The organism is Oryzibacillus soli (genome assembly GCF_051594765.1).
In the GTDB taxonomy this organism is placed as follows: domain Bacteria; phylum Bacillota; class Bacilli; order Paenibacillales; family NBRC-103111; genus Paenibacillus_AR.
The window spans coordinates 34,229-49,715 of record NZ_JBPPGJ010000025.1; the positions used below are offsets into that span (position 1 = coordinate 34,229).

The following is a 15,487-nucleotide window of genomic DNA, read 5'->3' on the forward strand; positions in this document are numbered from 1 at the left end:
GGCGGGATTGGTTATAGTAAGAATATTGCATGGGAAATAACGCCATGGGAAGGATACCGTAGCATCATGGCAAGGATGAATCGGATGAAGGGTGGCGGGCTGTTCCGCGGGGCAGCCGTTCTGGGGCTTGCGGCAGTGGTGTCCAAGCTGCTGGGGACGCTCCAGAAGATCCCCCTGCAGAATATCGCAGGGGACGAAGTATTCGGAATTTACAACGCAGTGTATCCCTTGTACACGTTGATCTTAACCTTGGCGACGGCGGGCTTCCCCATCGCCGTCTCCAAATTTGTGGCCGATGCGGTCGTCTCGGACAAGCCCCGGGAGGTGGAGCGGGTCTTCGGCACCGCCTTATGGATGCTCAGCTTAACCGGTGTGCTGGGCTTCGCCGGGCTGTACGCCGGGTCGGATGCCATCGCCGGCGCCTTCGGCATGAGGGCGGCCGCGCCGGCGATCCGCAGCGTGTCCTTCGCCCTGCTGGCCGCTCCGGCCATGGCGGCCGTAAGGGGATTTTTCCAGGGGCTGCAGGATATGGTGCCTACGGCTGTCTCCCAGGTTGCGGAGCAGACGGTCCGGGTGGCCGTGATGGTGACGCTGCTTCTGGTTCTGATGGACCGTGGAGCGGCGCCCTCCGCCATCGCAGCGGGAGCCACCTTCGGCTCGACGGCGGGGGTAGCCGGCGGCATGGCCGCCGTACTGTGGTTCTGGCTGCGTTGGCGGAAAAGGGGAAGTCCGCTGGCAGAGGCAGGTGCAGGCGGCGGTCCGGCTCCGGGGGAACGCGGGCCTGATGAGGTTCCGGCTAGGGCCGGCAGGCGCTTGACCGGGGATGCCCCGGAGGAGCGGACGATGGGGCTGGTGCGGCGGTTTGCCGTGTTCGCCATCCCGGTGTGTCTGGGCTCCATCGCCCTGCCGGTGCTGACCCTTGTCGACGCGCTCACCATGCCCCGGCTCCTGGCCGGCGGCGGCCGGATGACAGAGGCCGCCGCCGCTCACCTGTTCGGCATCTATAATCATGGGATGCCGCTGGTGCAGCTCGTCACCATGATCGCCACGTCCATGGCGGCGGCTCTCGTGCCGTCGGTGGCGGCTGCCGCGGCGGCTCAAGACGGCCGGCTCCTGCAGGCGCGGACGGAGCCGGTGCTCCGGTTCACGTGGCTGGTGGGTCTGGCCGCCGCCTTCGGCCTGGCCGCCACCTCGCTGCCCGTGAACGTGATGCTCTTCGAGTCGCCGCAGGGCTGGCAGGCGATGGCGGTGGTGGCGTTCACCGCGCTGTTCGCCACGCTGCACGTGGTGACGGGCAGCATGCTCCAGGGCCTGGGCGCGGTGATGGTGCCGGCCCGCAGCCTGTTCATTGCCGCGGGCCTGAAGCTTGCGGGGAACCTGCTGTTGGTTCCCCTGTGGGGCTTGCAGGGCGCGGCGGCAGCGGCGGTGGCGGCCTATGCGGCGGCAGCGGCGCTGAACCTGCGGGCCCTGCAGGGGCTGGTCCCGCAGGCGGTGACGCCGCCCCGGGCGCTGCTGGCGCCGCTGGCGGCCGCAGCCGGCATGGGCGTGGCCGTGCTGGCGGTGGAGGGGGCCCTCCTGGAGGGCCTCCACCGCTTCACGCCCCTGCCGGAGCGGCTGCGCTACACCGCAGCCGCGCTGGCCGCCGTGGCCGCCGGCGCCGCCTTCTACGCCGCGGCGCTCTTCCGGACGGGCGCCGTGCGGCCCGCCGATCTTTTATGGATACCGGGCTTCGACACCAAGTGGAAGCCCGTTCTCTACCGGCTCCGGCTCCTGCCGAAGAGCCGCGACTAACCCCACATGAAAGGTGGTACCGTTTCATGCCTGCAACCCTTACGGTCGTCGGACTGGGCTCCGGCGACGACAACCAACTGACGCTGGGCGTCCTCCGCAAGCTGGAGTCCGCCCAGCGCATCTATCTGCGGACGGCGGAGCATCCCGTCGTCCGCTTCCTCCAGGACCGGGGCCTCGCCTTCGAGACCTTCGACGGTCTGTACGAGGCCCATGACGACTTCGGGGCGGTGTACGAGGCCATCACCGCCGAGCTGCTCCGCCTGGCGGCGGAGGCGGACGGCGGCGACATCGTCTACGCAGTCCCGGGCCACCCCTTCGTGGCCGAGCGCACGACGATGCTCTTGAAGGAGCGCTGCCCGGAGCAGGGAATCGGCTTCGCAGCATTAGGCGGGGAGAGCTTCCTGGACCAGGCCTTCGCCCGGTTCGGCTTCGACCCGATCGAAGGCTTCCAGCTGCTGGACGCCTCGGATCTGTCTCCCCGGACCTTGAACCCCCGCCTTCACACCGTCATCGGGCAGGTCTACGACATGTATACGGCCTCTGAGGCCAAGCTGTCGCTCATGGAGCTGTATCCGGACGAGCATCCGGTCTGGGTGGGCCATGCCCTGGGCGTGGCGGAAGAGGAGAAGCTGTTGCAGGTTCCCCTCTACGAGCTGGACCGGATCGAGGGCTACGGCAACCTGTCGCTGATCTACGTTCCCCGGTCGGAGGCAGAGGCTCTGACCAACCGGACCTTCGCCCGCCTGCACGAGATCGTGCAGATTCTGCGCAGCCCCGGCGGCTGTCCGTGGGACCGGGAGCAGACCCATCAGAGCATCCGCAAGAATCTGATCGAGGAGACCTACGAGGTGCTGGAGACGCTGGATGACGACGATCCGGACGCCATGCGCGAGGAGCTGGGGGATTTGCTCCTGCAGATCATGCTGCATGCACAGATGGAGGAGGAGGAGGGCAGCTTCACGGTCTTCGACGTGATCGAAGGGCTGAACGAGAAGCTGATCCGCCGCCATCCCCATGTGTTCGGTACCAGCGGAGCCGAGGATGCGGAGGAAGCGCTGGTCAAGTGGAACGAAGTGAAGGCCGAGGAGAAGCGCAAGAAGGGGCTGGAGCCGGAGAAGCTTTCGGCGCTCCACGGGGTGCCGCGGGATCTTCCGGGCCTCATGAAGGCCTATAAGCTGCAGAAGAAAGCCGCCGAGGTGGGCTTTGATTGGGAGAAGATCGAGGACGTCTTCGACAAGGTGGAGGAGGAGCTCCAGGAGCTCCGGGAGGAGCTGGGGCCGGAGGGCTCGAAGGATCGCCAGCAGGCGGAGCTCGGCGACCTGCTTTTTGCCGTGGTCAACCTGGCCCGGTTCGTCAAGACCGATCCGGAGGAGGCGCTGGCCCTCACGAACCGGAAATTCGTGCAAAGATTTTCGTATATTGAGGAGCAGGTGCGTTTAAGCGGCAAAAAATTGGAGCAAACTAGTTTACTAGAAATGGAAAACTACTGGCAGGAAGCGAAAAAAGTTTTGCAAGACTAGGCGCTCCGGCAGGATTTTCCGGGCTGGCAAAGAATACTATCTCATATCGGCTATGGTGAACCATGATTTCATTTAGGAGGAAGAACGATGAACAAGACAGATTTGATTAATAACATCGCAGAGAAAAGCGGCTTGACCAAGAAGGATGTTGAAACCGTTCTGAACGGATTCCTGGGAGAAGTAACCGATGCGCTCTCTTCCGGCGACAAAGTTCAACTGATCGGCTTCGGCACCTTCGAAACCCGCAAGCGCAACGGCCGTACCGGCCGCAACCCGCAGAACGGCACCACCATCTCCATTCCGGAATCCGTGATCCCGGCCTTCAAGGCAGGCAACAAGCTCAAAGAAGCGGTTAAGTAATGAGGCTCGACAAGTTTCTTAAGGTGTCCCGGCTGATTAAGCGTCGGACGGTGGCCCAGGACGTATCCGACCAGGGGCGCGTGATGCTGAACGGCCGGGAAGCCAAGAAGAGCAGCACTGTGAAGGTGGGGGATGAGCTGTCCATCCGCTTCGGACAGAAGAGCGTGACGGTCCGCGTCGAGAGCATCGCCGAGACCTCGCGCAAGGATGAAGCCGCCGGCATGTACACGGTGCTGAAGGAAGAAACCCATAGCGATTGATGACACCACAAGACAGGCCGGACACGCTCCGGACCTGTCTTTTGCTTTGCGGCCGGTTGGTGGCGGAGGCAGGGCAACTCCTCCAGGAAGCAGGAAATGGAGCTGCGGTAGGGAATGTAGTCTTTATTGGATGATGTTGACAGGAAGGGCAGGAACCGGGATGCAGAAGGAAGGCTTTTTGTCGAGGCTGGCAATCGGGGTACCGCTGCTGCTATTCATCGGGTTTGGATGGCTGGTGGCCAACTTTTTTCTCTACCTCATGGTCGGACAGAGGTTTTATATCCATCTGACAGAGGTAGCCGCCGCCGTATTGGCGGGATTCGTATTGCTCTGGGTGACGGGGGTGGGAAAGCCTGCTGTCCGCCGGCGGCTATTCCTGGCAAGTCTGGCCGTGGGCATCGGTATCGTTACGGTTCACGAGATTCAAGCGGGCTATCGGCACAGCTTGGCATCAGTCACCGACCAGGTGGATTTGTATGAATACCGGCCGTTCGCGGAGCACACCAAAGCTGTCGTGCTGGGAGAAGCCTCCACGCTGAAGCTGACGGGAGAGCTGCCCCGCTTGGACGGCGCTACGGCTCTATACCCGCTGTATTCGGCCTTCGCCCAGGCGGTATATCCGGAGAAGGAGTATCTTCCTTACGGAGGGAATAGCGAGGTTGTCTGCTCCACCACCTCCGAAGCCTATAAGAATCTGTTGTTGGGAAGGGCGGATCTGATTTTTACGGCAGGCCCGTCGAAGAAGCAGCAGGAGGAAGCAGCGGCCATGGGGAAGGAGCTGGTGCTCACCCCGATCGGGCGGGAGGCCTTCGTGTTCTTCGTGAATGTGCGCAACCCGGTCCGGAATCTGACGCTGGACCAGATCAAGGGCATCTATTCTGGAGAGATCCGCAGCTGGTCTGGCGTCGGCGGGGAAAAGGAAGCGGTCCGCGCCTTCCAGCGCCCTGAGGACAGCGGCAGCCAGACCATGCTGCAGAAGCTGATGGAGGGGCGGCCGCTTATGAGTCCGCCCAAGGAGGATGTGGCGAGCGGCATGGGGGACATTATTTCCCGTTCCGCCGATTACCGGAACTACCGCAATGCTATCGGGTACAGCTTCCTGTTCTACGCCACCGAGATGGTGAAGGAGGGGGAGATTCGTCTCCTGGCCGTCAACGGCGTGGAGCCGTCCCGGAGCACCATCCGCAGCGGAACGTACCCGCTGGCCTCGGAGTTCTATGCGGTGAGCCTACGTGACCCCGGGAATCCACATGTGAAGGAGTTCACGGATTGGATCCTGTCGCCCCAGGGACAAGTGCTGGTCGAGAAGACCGGCTATATTCCCATCCAATAACCGCCGGTTCTATTTTCGGACTACCCCCCATACCATAGTTGTGAGGAGGGGTACGAGCCATGGTCATGGAACCCAATAAAGTGAAGCGGCAAGAAGTGAAGATGTTAAACCGCAAGCTGCTGGAGATTTCGGGAGTGCTGAATGTGGAGAGCTTCGACAGCGAGGAGTTTCTGCTCGAAACGGAGATGGGCTTTCTCGCCATCCGAGGAGTCAACCTGCACATCAAGAACCTGAATCTGGAGCAGGGCCTGGTCGCCATTGAGGGATTGGTGAACGAATTGGCCTACGTGGACGGCGGCGGAGCAGGCGGCAAATCCAAAGGCTTCTTAGGGAAGCTGTTCAAGTGAGCTTACACGTCCAGATGCTGACGATGGGGCTTATGCTGGCCAGCGGCGTGGGGATCGGCATTCTATTCGATCTGTACCGCGTGCTGGCGCATGAGCTTCGGTTCCCCCGGTGGCTGATCCCTCTCTTAGACTTAGCCTACTGGGCGGCTGCCACGTTCGCCGTCTTCCGGGTCCTCCTCTTCAGCAATTTCGGACAGGTCCGCTTCTTCGTCTTCCTGGGCCTGTTCGCCGGCTATACGCTCTACTTCCTGGGGCTTTCCCGAACCTCTGTCAAGCTGATCCGCTGGATCATCGGGGTGGTGGAGGCGATGGTGCGCTTTTTCGTCAAGGCCTTCCACATCCTTGTCATAACGCCCGTCATGGCCCTATATAGATGCGTTGTTGTCATTCTAAGGTATAGTACGAAGGTCGCTATTTTCATATGTAAACTTGTGGTACAATTGCTCTATCCTGTGCGTCTCCTCTTCCGATGGATCGGACGGGCCCTGAAGCCTTATCTGAAGGTGCCGGGGTGGATTCTGAAGCCATGGCGCCGGTTCACCGGCTGGTTGAAGAGATAGCGCTATCGTTATGGACAGGGGGATTACCACGAATGGCCAAGCTAGCAGGAGCCGGTATTTCTCCGGTCTCCGAACCCAAATCCAACCGAAGTGGAAGCCGCAAGCGGATCCGACTGTTGCTCGTCGGCGTGCTGGCTTTAGTGATATGGGCGGCCGGAACGGCCTGGACCCAGATGAAGAATATTCATCTCGGATCGGAACGTCTCGGTGCTCTCGAGAATAAGATGAACCAAGCACAAGACACGAACGCCAAGCTCAAGCGGGAGATTGAGCGTTTGTCCGACCCGGAATACCGGGCGGAGCGGATGCGGAAGGACATGCATTTGTCCAAGGAAGGCGAGACGGTATTCGAGGTGCCCCGGTCCAATCCATGAGGGGCTCTTTTGTTGACCGTATTTCAACCTTCGGGTATAATTCACATATCCAGTTCTTTTCGTTATGACGGGTGGAGCTTTTGTTTAAACTTTTAAGGGAGGAACAATTACCTTTATGGCAATTGAAGTAGGCAGCAAGCTTGAGGGAAAGGTGACAGGCATTACCCATTTCGGAGCATTCGTTGAGCTTCCGGAAGGACAGACGGGCCTTGTTCACATCTCGGAAATTGCGGACAATTACGTGAAAGATGTAAATGATCACCTGAAGCTGGCCGATAAGGTCATCGTGAAAGTGATCAACGTGGACAAGGACGGGAAAATCGGCCTTTCTATCAAGCAAGCCGTCGACAAGCCTCCGGGTGAAGAAAACCGGGCTCCCGAACGGCGGAGCTTCCCTCCTCGCGACCGGGGAGAAGGCGGAGACCGTGGAGGATTCGGCGGACCGCGCGGTGATCGCGGCGGATTCGGCGGCGGACGGGGTGACCGTGGCGACCGCGGTGGACGTTCCTTCGGACGAACACAACCTACCTTCGAAGACAAGGTGTCCAAGTTCTTGAAGGACAGTGAAGAGCGCATGTCTTCCCTGAAGAAGAACACGGAAGGCAAGCGTGGCGGCCGCGGAGCGCGCCGCGACTAATATTCCCTTAACCATGATGCCGCCGGTCGTTGAGACCGGCGGTTTTTTGCGCGTCATCCAGGTGGATGAAACCTTCAGGCCGCTTCAGCCGTATAACCTGATAACCCCATAATGGATAGACCCGGAGGAGCCTGTCAGCTTGTTTTGTCCTGCCCGAAGCAGGAGCAAATCAGAGCTGTCAGGCTCCTTTTTGTCTGCGGGGCTAGTCTGGGGAAGGCTGACCCCTGGATCAAGGTCTTTTACCCTAATCGGGGAAGTCTAAGGAAAAGAAGGAGGAATCATCACATGCTGATCTACGAGTTGGCCCTTATCCTATTAGCATCCAAGCTGGCGGGAGACTTGAGCGTCAGACTGGGGCAGCCCTCCGTACTGGGCAAGCTGCTGGTCGGAATTCTCCTGGGTCCATCTGTCCTGGGGCTGGTCACGAACACGGATATCTTAAGAGAAATCAGCCAGATCGGCGTGCTGCTCCTGATGTTCATTGCCGGTCTGGAGACGGATGCGGGGGAGTTCAAGAAAACCGGTAAAGCCTCCGGGTATGTCGGTCTTGCGGGAATCGCGGTTCCCTTCTCCTTCGGATGGATGGCGGGTCTGTACCTGGAGCTTCCGCAGCTGCAAGCCGTCTTCCTGGGGCTGCTTCTCTCGGCGACCAGCGTCAGCATCTCCGTCCAGGCGCTGAAGGAAATGGGGCGCTTGAAGTCGAAGGAGGGCGCTACCATTCTGGGGGCTGCCGTCATTGATGACGTGTTGGTCATCATTATCCTGGCGTTCGTTATGTCCTTCGCCGGAGGAGACGTGGAGCTGGGAACCGTCATCCTGAAGAAGCTGGCGTTCTTCGGAGTCGCCATCCTGATTGCCTGGAAGGCTGTGCCGTGGTTCCTTCGGAAATTCGCGCCGCTCCGGATTACCGAGGCGGTGATCTCCGCAGGGCTGATTCTCTGTTTCCTGTACGCCTACATGGCGGAAGCTGCGGGAGTGGCCGGGATTATCGGGGCATATATCGCCGGGGTAGCCATCAGTATGACAGAGCATAAGCACGAAGTGTTCGAAAAAGTAGAGACGATCGGCTACTCCATCTTCGTCCCCGTCTTCTTCACCTCTATCGGGGTGACCGCTCAATTTATGGGCCTTGCAGGACATCTGCCGCTGATAGCCGGACTGAGCATTCTGGCTGTCGCTACCAAGCTGGCGGGCTCTGCGGCCGGGGCCCGGCTGGCCGGCTTCCCGGGCAGAGCCTCTTGGGGGATCGGCGCCGCCATGGTATCCCGCGGTGAGGTAGCGTTAATCATCGCGGCCATGGGGATGGATGCCGGACTGCTCCGGGAGGACATGTTCGCGGTGCTCGTAGCGGTGGTGCTGATCACGACCATCGTAACCCCACCTATGATGAAGGGCTTCTTCAAGGAAAAGGCCTTGCAGGAAAAGGCCACCACTTGACGGTGACCCCGCCTTTCGGGTATACTCATGCTTGTTCCACTGCGGCGGTGTAGCTCAGCTGGCTAGAGCATTCGGTTCATACCCGAAAGGTCGGGGGTTCGATTCCCTTCGCCGCTATATGATTGTTACGCAAGAATCCTTGCCATCCGGCAAGGATTTTTTTGTTTATTCACCCCACTGTGGCGTTGGCTGCCCCGGTGATCCCGTGATCAGAACGCCGCTCCGTCGACCTGCAACCCGAAGTCGACACCATTTCCGCCCCGCCTGCCGTTGAGAAATGCGGATTAGTGCGGAATTCCTCCGGCACCCCCTGCTGGAAACAGGGATGAAAGCTTGCCCGGCTTGGCCCCTCCGGCATCGTCTTGCATGTCGGAAAGTTTTTGGTGTCTACCACGTGATTATGACAAACTTCCTGATAGATTCCACTTATAATAGGGAACACATTACGAGAATAGAATCTAAGGAATGGAAGGTGTGGAACAATCCATGAGCAAGCCGAACAAGATTCACCGACTTGAACAATCCATCCCTGCCGCCGCCGGCCATACCGCGCAAGGCTTCAAGACTTTCCTGATGGAAAACCGGCTGGTCCAGGCCTGGATGATCCGGAAGTGGGCGCTGCTGTTGGTCGCGACGGGATTTTTGCTGGGCCGGGCTACGATCCTGGGGGATCTGATGCCCTTCGCCATCGCCTATTTCGCGGTCATCTACTATGTCCGTTCGGAAATTACAACTTGGGTCGGCACCGCTCTGGTGGTGGGAAGTCTGCTGTCCGTGCCTTCTCACACGGGATACCTGGTAACGGAGCTTCTCGTCTTCCTCTTAATCCAGAAGGGAATGGAGAAGTTCGAACGGGCGGACCTGTCGCTGGTTCCCGTCATCGTCTTCGCCTCCTCCTTCCTCGTCCAGCTCTTCTCCTATGTCATGATGACGGAGCTCTCCTGGTATACGCTGATGATGACCGGCGTGGAAGCGATTTTGTCCTTCGTCCTGACGCTCATCTTCATTCAAGCGGTACCCGTGCTCACCCAATCCAAGCAGAAGACCAGCCTGAAGCACGAGGAAATCATCTGTCTCATCATCATGCTGGCTTCCGTCATGACCGGTACGGTCGGTTGGCTGATGAACGGAGTGTCGGTGGAGCATGTTTTCTCACGGTACCTGATCCTGCTCTTCGCCTTGGTCGGGGGAGCGCCGCTGGGCGCCTCCGTGGGCGTCATCACCGGGCTGATCCTGAGCCTGGCGGATATTCAGGCGGTGTACCAGATGAGCCTGCTGGCTTTTGCGGGATTGCTGGCGGGTCTGATGAAGGAAGGGGGCAAATGGACCGTAGCCCTGGGCATGCTGCTGGGCTCGTCCATCCTGACCGTGTACGTGGGAAGCCAAGATACGATCATCGCCTCCACGTGGGAGACGGGAATCGCCGTGGCGCTGTTCCTCCTGACGCCCCGCGGTCTGGTGCAGACCTTGGCCAAGTACGTGCCAGGCACCCAGGAGAACATGAAGACCCATTACGAATATGCCAAGCGGGTTCGTGACATTACGGCGGGCCGGGTGGAGCAGTTCTCCGAGGTGTTCCAGCAGCTCTCCAAGAGCTTCAAGCAGCTGACCGAGCAAGGGCAGGAGCGGAAGCGGGAGGAGGAGGTCAGCCATTTCATGAACCACGTGGCGAACAAGACCTGCACCTCCTGCTGGAAGAAGAACCATTGCTGGGACAAGCAGTTCTATGACACCTACGCCTTCATGAGCGACATGATGTCGGCCGTCGAGAAGGACGAGAAGATCACGAAGAAGGACATCACCCCCGAGTGGAAAAAAGCCTGCTCCAAAACGGACCAGGTCCTGGAGGTGATGAAGCACCAATATACGCTGTACCGCCATGACCTGCAGTGGAAGAAGCAGATTCTCGAGAGCCGCCAGCTGGTCTCCGACCAACTGATCGGCGTGTCCCAGGTCATGGAGGACCTGGCCAAGGAGATCAAGCGGGAGGGACAGGAGCTGTTCCTGCAGGAGGAGCAGATCCGGCACGCCCTGGAAGGGCTCGGACTGTCCATCATGGCCATCGACGTCATCAATCTGGAGGAGGGCAACGTCGAGATCGAGATCATGCATCAATATACGAAGGGCTTCGACGAGTGCCGGAAGATCATCGCCCCGCTCCTGTCGGACATTCTGGGCGAGAACATCGCCGTGAAGAAGGAAAAGTATTCGGAGAAGGGTGAAGGCTACTGCACGGTATCCTTCGGCTCGGCGAAGGAATATGAAGTGGAGACGGGCATCGCCGGCGCGGCGAAGGGAGGAGACCTGCTGTCCGGGGACAGCTTCAGCACGGCGGAATTAGGCAACGGCAAATTCGTGGTGGCCCTGTCGGACGGCATGGGCAACGGGGAGCGCGCGCGGGCGGAGAGCAGCACGGCACTCACCATATTGCAGCAGCTGCTGCAATCCGGCATGGATGAGAAGCTGGCCATCAAGTCGGTGAATTCGGTGCTCCTGCTCCGTTCGCCGGATGAGATGTACGCCACAGTGGATATGGCTCTCATCGATCTGTACAGCGCCAACACCACCTTCATGAAGATCGGCTCCACGCCCAGCTTCATCAAGCGGGGCAACGAGGTGCTCCAGATTACGGCCAACAACCTTCCGGTTGGCATCCTGCAGGAGATCGATGTGGATCTGGTCAGCGTGCAGCTCCTGCCGGGGGATGTTCTGATCATGATGACCGACGGCATCTTCGACTCACCAGGCTATGCGGTGAACAAGGAGCTGTGGATGAAGCGGGTCATCGGGGAGATCGACACCGACAGCCCCCAGGAATTCGCGGATTGTCTCCTGGAGCGGATCGTGCGGCAGCAGCACGGGGAGATCTCCGACGATATGACGGTGATCGTGGCCAAGGTCGAGCGGTACCGCCCCGAATGGTCCACTTTCCGGTGGCCGGGTCTCACCAAGCTGGACCGCCCCAAGACCGTCAGTTAAGAAGCGCTTCGGCGCTTCTTTTTGTTGTAGTAGAGTGGGTGCGGTACGGTTCGAGGGTGTAATTCGCAGGGGAGGTCTATTCTTCCATCCGGGTGGGCATACTAGAGTTAGTAGAATTCCAACACATGAAGACCCGGAGGAATGGACATGAAGCAGATTATCTTGATTACGGACGGCTGCTCCAACGTAGGAATCGATCCCGTTATTGCGGCGGCGGAGGCCCAGGAGGAAGGGATCGTCGTCCATGTGATCGGTGTAATTGATCAGGGAGAGATCGGGGAGCTGGGAGCCGCGGAGATTGCGGATATCGCCAAGGCGGGAGGGGGCTTGAGCCGGATCGTAACTCCGAGCCAGCTGTCCCAGACCGTACAGATGATGACGCGCAAGACCGTGACCAGCACCATCCAGCAGGCGGTCCAAAAAGAGCTCCGCCACATCCTTGGCGGAGGCGGCGAGCTGACGGAGCTTCCGCCCGAAAAGCGGGGCCATCTGGTGCAGGCCGTCGAGGATCTGGCGGAGAACGTCAGCCTGAAGGTGGCGCTCCTGGTGGACGCCAGCGCCAGCATGAAGCCCAAGCTGGCAGCCGTCCAGGAAGCGGTTCAGGACCTGATGGTAAGCCTCCGGGCCCGGACGGGCTTAAGCGAGCTGTGCGTGTTCCGGTTCCCCGGCTTTCACGGAGCCGACACCCACCTGGACCTGGACTGGACCCGGGAGCTTGCAAAAGTGCCCAACTTGTTCTATAAAATTAACATGAGAGGCACCACACCGACAGGTCCCGCCCTTCTGCATGTCATCCGTCATCTGGCGGGGCGCCCGCAGGAGGAGCGGGCGGCGGGCAAGGACGGGATGCTGAGTGAATACGTCATCTAACCCGCCGCTGTACGTCGGCATGCGGGTCCAAGGCAAGTGGAACGGCGGCGAATACCGGATCGAGAAGGGGCTCGGCGAAGGAGCCAACGGCAAGGTCTACCTGGTGAGCCGGGGTGAGGCCTTGGTCGCCATGAAGGTAGGCACCGACGCCATGGATCTTCAGGCGGAGGCTAATGTGCTGAAGGTGCTGTCCAAGATGGAAGGCTCCTTCCGCCGGTTCCTGCTCGATGTGGATGATTTCCATATGGAGGGGAAGGATTATCCCTTCTACATCATGAAGTATGTCCGGGGCAGACAGCTCCAGGAATACATGGGTGCGAAGGGCAAGGACTGGTTTCCCGTGGTGGGGCTCCGGCTTCTCGAGAAGCTGGCCGAGCTTCATGCCAAGGGGTATGTGTTCGGTGACCTGAAGCGCGAGAACGTGCTGGTCTCCGAGTTCGGCCATGTGGAGCTGGTGGACTTCGGCGGGGTGACCCCGATGGGCAAGGCCGTCAAGCAATTTACGGAGCTGTATGACCGGGGTTACTGGAATGCGGGTATACGGAGCGCGGACGGCGCTTATGACGTATTCGCCTTCGCCGTCCTGTGCGTCCATGTCTGCGGTGGACCCAAGACGAGCTTCAATAAGGCGATCCTGCCCCAAGTCCGGAATCTGGACGAGCTCCTGGCGGAGATCCGGTCGGATCCCCAGCTGAAGGAATACGCGCCGTTCCTGCTCCGGGCTCTGAAGGGGGAGATCCCCTCGGCCGGACAGGCTCTGGCCGAGTGGCGCGGGCTACTGAAGAACCGGACGGGCCATACGCCTGCGGGGATGGGGCAGCTGCCTACCCTGTGGGTGAAGGCGGGCTTCGCGGCATCGGTGATGTTGTTCGCCGCCGTCTTATGGTATTATTGGTAATGAGTTTTTGATGAACGGATGGGATGGGATGGTGGATCCCGACTGAAAGGACCGGCACCATGGATGTATTGGGCAAGCTGAACCGTATCTTGGAAGATGAACATTTGCTCCAACCGGGAGACCACATCGTGGTGGCGGTATCGGGAGGCCCCGATTCCACCGCGCTGCTGCAGCTCCTTTTTTTGCTTTCCGGACGCTGGGGCTGGACGTTGACGGCCGCCCATGCGAACCACGGCTTCCGGCCGGAGGAGTCGGAGCGGGAGGCGGCATGGGTTCGGGCCTTCGCGGAGGAGCGGGGGATTCCGGTTGTCTATCAGGAGCTGCAGGTGCCTGCCTATCTGAAGCAGCATGGGGGGAATCCCCAGGATGCGGCGCGCCTGCTCCGGTACCGCTTCCTGCTGGAGACGGCCCGCCGACTGGGAGCCGGGCGGATTGCGCTGGCCCATCATGCGGACGACCAGGCAGAGACGGTGCTCATGCGCCTCCTAAGGGGGACGGGCATATCCGGATTGGGCGGAATTCCCATGCGGAGGATGGAGCAAAATGTGGAACTCGTCCGGCCGCTGCTCCGTATTACGAAGAATGAGCTGCTGGAGGAGCTGGACCGGCAGGATATCGGGTATTGTACCGATTCCAGCAACACCAAGCTGACGTACACCCGCAACCGCATCCGGCTGGAGGCACTTCCCTACCTGGCCCGGTTCAACCCCTCCGTGGCGCAGGCGCTTAACCGTTTGGCCGGGTTGGCGTCGTCGGACGACGATTATCTGAACCGGGAAGCGGAACAGGCCTTCCGGCGCATGGCGCAGGCTGTGCAGGGGGGATTACGCCTGGACCGGAGGGACTACGCCACCCTCCATGTTGCTTTACAAAGGCGAGTCCTTAAACTAATATTAAACTATGTCTCTTCAGGAACAGAGCCCCAAGACTTCGAGGAAGTGGAGCGGATCCGTTCCGGCCTTCTTCAGGAGGGGAAGCCCAACGCCGTGTGGCAGACGGGCGGACTCCGGGTGGTCCGCGCATACGACGAAGTCCGTGTGGAGCAGGCGGAGCAGATCTCAGCCGGCCTGGCGTATTGCTACACTATGGAGGAAGCGGACGGGGAGTTATGGATACCGGAAGCCTCCTGCAGATTGGTGTTCCGAACGGTACCGGCTGCGGAGCTCATCTCCGGACCCGATGGGGAGCAGGCCTTCTTCGACGAGGACGCGCTGCGCTTTCCGTTAACCGTCCGGAACCGGAGAGACGGAGACCGGATGCGGCCCGATGGTTTAAACGGCTCCAAAAAAGTGAAAGATATCTTCATTGATCACAAAGTGCCGCAAGCCGTCCGAGAACGGCTTCCGCTCCTTGTGGACCGGGAGGAAAAGGTGCTCTGGATTCCCGGGCTCCGGCGTTCGGGTACGGCCAAGGTTATCGACGGCACCCGGCGCGTCGTGTGTGTTCATTATCTTCCGGCCTGAAGCAGGTTGTTCGGGACCGGGGGAATGTACCATTTTCAGCTTTCATAGTATAACGTAGGAGGGTCACCTTTGCGCAACGACATTGAAGAAGTACTTTACTCCGAGGAACAGATCCAAGCTAAGGTCCGGGAGCTGGGCGAACAGCTGAGCCGGGAATATGAGGGGCGCAATCCCCTGGTGATTTGCGTGCTGAAGGGTGCCTTCATCTTCATGGCGGACCTGTTCAAGAACATTACCATTCACTGCGAAGTGGACTTTATGGCCGTTTCGAGCTATGGCGCCTCCACCAAGTCCTCCGGCGTGGTCAAGATCATCAAGGATCTGGACGTACCGGTGGAAGGCCGGGACGTCATCATCGTGGAAGACATCATCGACAGCGGCTTGACGCTGTCCTATCTGATTGACGTGCTGGAACGCCGCAACGCCCACTCCATCTCGGTGGTGGCGTTGTTCGATAAGCCCGGACGCCGCACGGTGGAGCTGGAGCCCGACTGGAAAGGCTTCACCATTCCCGATGCATTCGTGGTGGGCTATGGCTTGGATTATGCGGAGAAGTACCGGAATCTGCCCTTCGTTGGCATCCTGAAGAAGGAAATCTATACGACCTGAAGAACCGGATGATCACACCGATGTTCCGGCTGCCGCCGGCTAGGGACGC

Annotated in this window: 15 protein-coding genes and 1 tRNA gene; all 16 read left to right on the plus strand. The window is 60.0% G+C overall.

Annotated features, from left to right (window positions below; all coding sequences use genetic code 11):
* The first annotated feature begins 66 nt into the window (after nucleotides 1–66).
* Complete coding sequence (locus ACSEXW_RS25200; protein WP_438448959.1) at nucleotides 67–1,791, plus strand: putative polysaccharide biosynthesis protein; 1,725 nt, start codon at nucleotides 67–69, stop codon at nucleotides 1,789–1,791.
* 26 nt (nucleotides 1,792–1,817) lie between these two features.
* Entirely contained in the window at nucleotides 1,818–3,311 is a 1,494-nt protein-coding gene (gene yabN, locus ACSEXW_RS25205; RefSeq protein ID WP_438448960.1) for a bifunctional methyltransferase/pyrophosphohydrolase YabN, read from the plus strand.
* Between the two features lie 87 nt (nucleotides 3,312–3,398).
* Complete coding sequence (locus tag ACSEXW_RS25210) at nucleotides 3,399–3,671, plus strand: HU family DNA-binding protein (RefSeq protein WP_438448961.1); 273 nt, start codon at nucleotides 3,399–3,401, stop codon at nucleotides 3,669–3,671.
* Entirely contained in the window at nucleotides 3,671–3,931 is a 261-nt protein-coding gene (locus tag ACSEXW_RS25215) for an RNA-binding S4 domain-containing protein (protein WP_438448962.1), read from the plus strand. Before ACSEXW_RS25210 ends, ACSEXW_RS25215 begins: the two co-directional genes overlap by 1 nt.
* A gap of 178 nt (nucleotides 3,932–4,109) precedes the next feature.
* Nucleotides 4,110–5,264 carry a substrate-binding domain-containing protein gene (locus ACSEXW_RS25220; protein WP_438448963.1) on the plus strand — a complete coding sequence of 385 codons (1,155 nt, stop codon included), beginning with the start codon at nucleotides 4,110–4,112 and terminating at the stop codon, nucleotides 5,262–5,264.
* A 59-nt stretch (nucleotides 5,265–5,323) separates the two neighbouring features.
* Nucleotides 5,324–5,611, plus strand: a complete 288-nt coding sequence (yabP, locus tag ACSEXW_RS25225) for a sporulation protein YabP (protein WP_438448964.1) — start codon at nucleotides 5,324–5,326, stop codon at nucleotides 5,609–5,611.
* Entirely contained in the window at nucleotides 5,608–6,171 is a 564-nt protein-coding gene (gene yabQ, locus ACSEXW_RS25230) for a spore cortex biosynthesis protein YabQ (RefSeq protein WP_438448965.1), read from the plus strand. The genes yabP and yabQ overlap by 4 nt, the downstream gene beginning before the upstream one ends.
* A 32-nt stretch (nucleotides 6,172–6,203) precedes the next feature.
* Nucleotides 6,204–6,545, plus strand: coding sequence for an FtsB family cell division protein (locus tag ACSEXW_RS25235; RefSeq protein WP_438448966.1), 342 nt, complete (start codon nucleotides 6,204–6,206; stop codon nucleotides 6,543–6,545).
* Between the two features lie 115 nt (nucleotides 6,546–6,660).
* The gene (locus ACSEXW_RS25240; RefSeq protein WP_438448967.1) at nucleotides 6,661–7,182 is read left to right on the plus strand and encodes a S1 domain-containing RNA-binding protein; all 522 of its coding nucleotides are present in this window, start codon (nucleotides 6,661–6,663) and stop codon (nucleotides 7,180–7,182) included.
* Between the two features lie 285 nt (nucleotides 7,183–7,467).
* Nucleotides 7,468–8,619: a cation:proton antiporter gene (locus tag ACSEXW_RS25245; RefSeq protein WP_438448968.1), complete on the plus strand. Its 1,152-nt coding sequence runs from the start codon at nucleotides 7,468–7,470 to the stop codon at nucleotides 8,617–8,619.
* A 43-nt stretch (nucleotides 8,620–8,662) separates the two neighbouring features.
* A tRNA-Met gene (locus tag ACSEXW_RS25250) sits at nucleotides 8,663–8,736 on the plus strand.
* Between the two features lie 369 nt (nucleotides 8,737–9,105).
* Complete coding sequence (gene spoIIE / locus ACSEXW_RS25255; protein WP_438448991.1) at nucleotides 9,106–11,598, plus strand: stage II sporulation protein E; 2,493 nt, start codon at nucleotides 9,106–9,108, stop codon at nucleotides 11,596–11,598.
* A 147-nt stretch (nucleotides 11,599–11,745) separates the two neighbouring features.
* The gene (locus tag ACSEXW_RS25260) at nucleotides 11,746–12,468 is read left to right on the plus strand and encodes a vWA domain-containing protein (RefSeq protein WP_438448969.1); all 723 of its coding nucleotides are present in this window, start codon (nucleotides 11,746–11,748) and stop codon (nucleotides 12,466–12,468) included.
* Nucleotides 12,452–13,366, plus strand: a complete 915-nt coding sequence (locus ACSEXW_RS25265) for a protein kinase domain-containing protein (RefSeq protein ID WP_438448970.1) — start codon at nucleotides 12,452–12,454, stop codon at nucleotides 13,364–13,366. The genes ACSEXW_RS25260 and ACSEXW_RS25265 overlap by 17 nt, the downstream gene beginning before the upstream one ends.
* Nucleotides 13,367–13,389: 23 nt before the next feature.
* Nucleotides 13,390–14,829: a tRNA lysidine(34) synthetase TilS gene (tilS, locus tag ACSEXW_RS25270; RefSeq protein WP_438448971.1), complete on the plus strand. Its 1,440-nt coding sequence runs from the start codon at nucleotides 13,390–13,392 to the stop codon at nucleotides 14,827–14,829.
* 69 nt (nucleotides 14,830–14,898) lie between these two features.
* Entirely contained in the window at nucleotides 14,899–15,438 is a 540-nt protein-coding gene (gene hpt / locus ACSEXW_RS25275) for a hypoxanthine phosphoribosyltransferase (protein WP_438448972.1), read from the plus strand.
* The last annotated feature ends 49 nt before the right edge of the window (nucleotides 15,439–15,487 follow it).